General features: G+C 44.1%; 3 protein-coding genes. 2 read left to right on the forward strand and 1 reads right to left on the reverse strand.

Annotated elements, in window-relative coordinates:
* Positions 1–292: 292 nt before the first annotated feature.
* Both C7B77_RS27235 and galE read left to right on the forward strand, forming a co-directional pair.
* A complete protein-coding gene (locus C7B77_RS27235; RefSeq protein WP_106312423.1) occupies positions 293–745 on the forward strand; it encodes a hypothetical protein in 453 nt (150 codons plus the stop codon).
* Between the two features lie 382 nt (positions 746–1,127).
* Positions 1,128–2,144 carry a UDP-glucose 4-epimerase GalE gene (gene galE / locus C7B77_RS27240; RefSeq protein WP_106312426.1) on the forward strand — a complete coding sequence of 339 codons (1,017 nt, stop codon included), beginning with the start codon at positions 1,128–1,130 and terminating at the stop codon, positions 2,142–2,144.
* Positions 2,145–2,185: 41 nt separating this feature from the next.
* Here the strand turns inward: galE and C7B77_RS27245 are convergent.
* Positions 2,186–2,922: HAD family hydrolase (locus C7B77_RS27245; protein WP_106312429.1), on the reverse strand; the 737-nt coding region annotated here is incomplete at its 5' end.

Consider the following 2,922-nt stretch of genomic DNA (forward strand, 5'->3'; position numbering starts at 1 on the left):
ACTATTCACTGTCTTGATTCGCTTAACCGTCGGGGAACCCGACGGTTAAGCGAATCGCTATCCACTATCCACTCCTCAATACTCCCAACTCCCAACTCCCAATTTAGTTAATAAACTTAAGTAAATTTAACTAAATTATCATTCATAGTTACTTACTACACATCGATCGATTTCTACATAATTAATTAATTATTGCCGTCAAAATTATTACCAAAAGTTAAATAATTCAGCAATAAATCAACTTTTATTGATTTATTACCTAAGATCGGTGGAAGTTAATGTAGGGTAAAAGATGGAATCAATCCAACAACAGATTAGTACCTTGACCCGCAAGGTCGATCGAGTTTATCAGATTATCGATCGATTGCACCAGCATGTCTTTCAAAATCTAGATACACAGACCATTGGTGGCGAAGAGACATCGATCGAACACCCGCTCAATCGGCAGACTCCGCAGCTCAATAGCAGCGATGCTAGACGGGTGAAACAGGAGATTGCGAGCTATCGCACCAATGGATATGTAGATTTACCTAGAGATGCAAACGATCGCCAAGAAACGGCTAATTGGGCGATCGATCGTCAAGGGATGTCACTCGATAATAGCGGCCTAGAGATCGGTCATCAGGTGAAAGAACAACATTTGTCACCTGAATTTCAAATTCAACGCTTGACGGCTCAATTAACGGCTGCTTATAACCGGATTGCAGCGTTGGAAGAGCAGCTATTAGCCAAACGGTGGAAGTAGTCGATCTTTTGCGATGTATTATCTTGCAGTTAGAAATTCAATGCCAAGTGGCTCGATCCCGATCGAAATTTAGCAATTAGGCAGCTCTTAGGCTAGCTACTAAATTATGAATAATCTAAGCGATCGGGGCAATCGATTCCTAGTAAAACGATTTGAGATTACAGTCTCGATCGACTAATAATCGCTAGTTTCTAGCTATATTCTGAGACTAGGAGTTGGATATCGCAATTAATAAGTATATTCTCTTATATTGTTGCTTAAAAAGCTGAGATGCTAACAGCCAAAAGTCTTGACTGTGTTGCTATTCACCAGGTGTGCGGTGTTAAACTGTTCGGGTCAGCATCCGAATAGTTATATCGATATCTCACACGAATCCGACCCGATGAAAAAGCAAATTTTAGTTACTGGTGGCGCGGGGTATATTGGTTCGCATACCATCAAACAATTAGGCGAAAATGGCTACGATATTGTCGTCTATGACAACCTTTCTACAGGCAAGATCGATGCGATCTCTTACGGTACTTTCGTTGAGGGCGAATTAGGCGATCGACAGCAGCTAGCACGAGTTTTTGCCGAACATAATTTTGATGCTGTCTTACATTTTGCTGCCAGTATTTCAGTTCCTGATTCGCTGGTCGAGCCACTAGCTTACTATAGTAATAACACAGCTAATACCCTCAATCTGCTCCATTGTTGTCAGCAATTTGGAGTAAATAAATTTATCTTCTCTAGTACTGCTGCCGTATACGGACAGCCAGAAGTCAACCCAATTAGCGAAGATACGAAGACAGAACCACTCAATCCTTATGGCAGCTCCAAACTCATGAGCGAACGCCTGATTGGAGACTATGCAAGTGCTTCAAATCTTAAATACGTAATTCTGCGATATTTTAATGTTGCTGGTGCTGAAGTCGGTGGCACATTGGGACAGTCTGGTAAAAAAGCCAGCCATCTGATCAAAGTAGCTTGCGATGCCGCTTTAGGAACACGTCCGAGTGTGAGCATCTTTGGGACTGATTTTGACACCCCAGATGGCACGGGAATTAGGGACTACATTCATGTTGACGATCTCGCTAGGGCGCACGTCGATGCGCTTGCTTATCTCAATGGGGATGGTGATAGTCAAATTTTAAATTGTGGCTACGGACAAGGCTACAGTGTCCGGCAAGTTATCGAAAAAGTTAAAGAGATTTCTGGGGTAGATTTTACCGTCATCGAAGCCGAACGCCGTGCTGGCGATCCTGCTTGTGTAATTGCCTCAGCCGAGCAGATCGTCCAAACGTTGGGATGGCAACCACGTTTTAACGATTTGGATATTATCGTTCGGACAGCCTTAGCATGGGAAAAAAAGCTCAATTCTCGGTCTCTACCAGTCCAAGAGCTAGTCGGTAAACATTAGATCGATGAAGTCGCCAGGGAGCGGGAATCGGCCTAGCTCCCTCAACTACATGCTTGAAGAGAATTCATGCCCATCAAACAATGAGCGGCACGTAGTAAATCTGTGGCGATGGTCGTTGGTTGCAACTGGCGGAGCTGTAGCTCGCTACGAATCCCACAAGTTAAGGCAATCGTGGCAATACCCATCGCTTGTCCTGCTAAGATATCAGCTTCGGTATCGCCAATCATCCAACTATGTGGCGAGTTTATCGATGTAATTCGGTGCTCCCGCATCGCTCGCTGGAGCAGTTTAGTTTTAACTTCGGTGTAGTTTTGATATGCAGCTTCACTGTTGCTGGTACCATAAATCCCCGTAAATAACTGGCGGAGTCCGTTTTGTTCGAGAATCGAAATTGCTTCGTCTCGATCGCGCAAAGTTACTAGAATTAACCTAACACCTTGAGATTGCAACAACCCTAACGCCCAAGTAACACCAGGTTGGATCTTATCTTGTGCGAGTAGATCGGCACAGTTGACAATTTCGACCACCCGCCGCAAAAAGAATTCGACCTGTTCGCCTTCTAAACCAGACTGGCGGGCAATTTCTCGATCCGGAATGCGGTCTTGCTTCATCTGCCAAAATTGTGCTTTGGTCAAAGGTGTCAGATCGAGCAATGAATGTAAATTTGCGCGTGCTGGCGTGGAAAACTCGCGATAATATTTAGCAGTATCGGTTAACGCTAGACAGTAAGTACTATAGTATCGATCGGATACATCGACGATCGGGCCGTCAAAATCAC

The organism is Chamaesiphon polymorphus CCALA 037 (assembly GCF_003003845.1).
In the GTDB taxonomy this organism is placed as follows: domain Bacteria; phylum Cyanobacteriota; class Cyanobacteriia; order Cyanobacteriales; family Chamaesiphonaceae; genus Chamaesiphon; species Chamaesiphon polymorphus.

Bases quoted from the DNA above. Each gene is read 5' to 3' on its own strand.
- C7B77_RS27235 (WP_106312423.1), top strand. From the start codon at position 293: ATGGAATCAATCCAACAACAGATTAGTACCTTGACCCGCAAGGTCGAT.
- galE (WP_106312426.1), top strand. From the start codon at position 1,128: ATGAAAAAGCAAATTTTAGTTACTGGTGGCGCGGGGTATATTGGTTCG.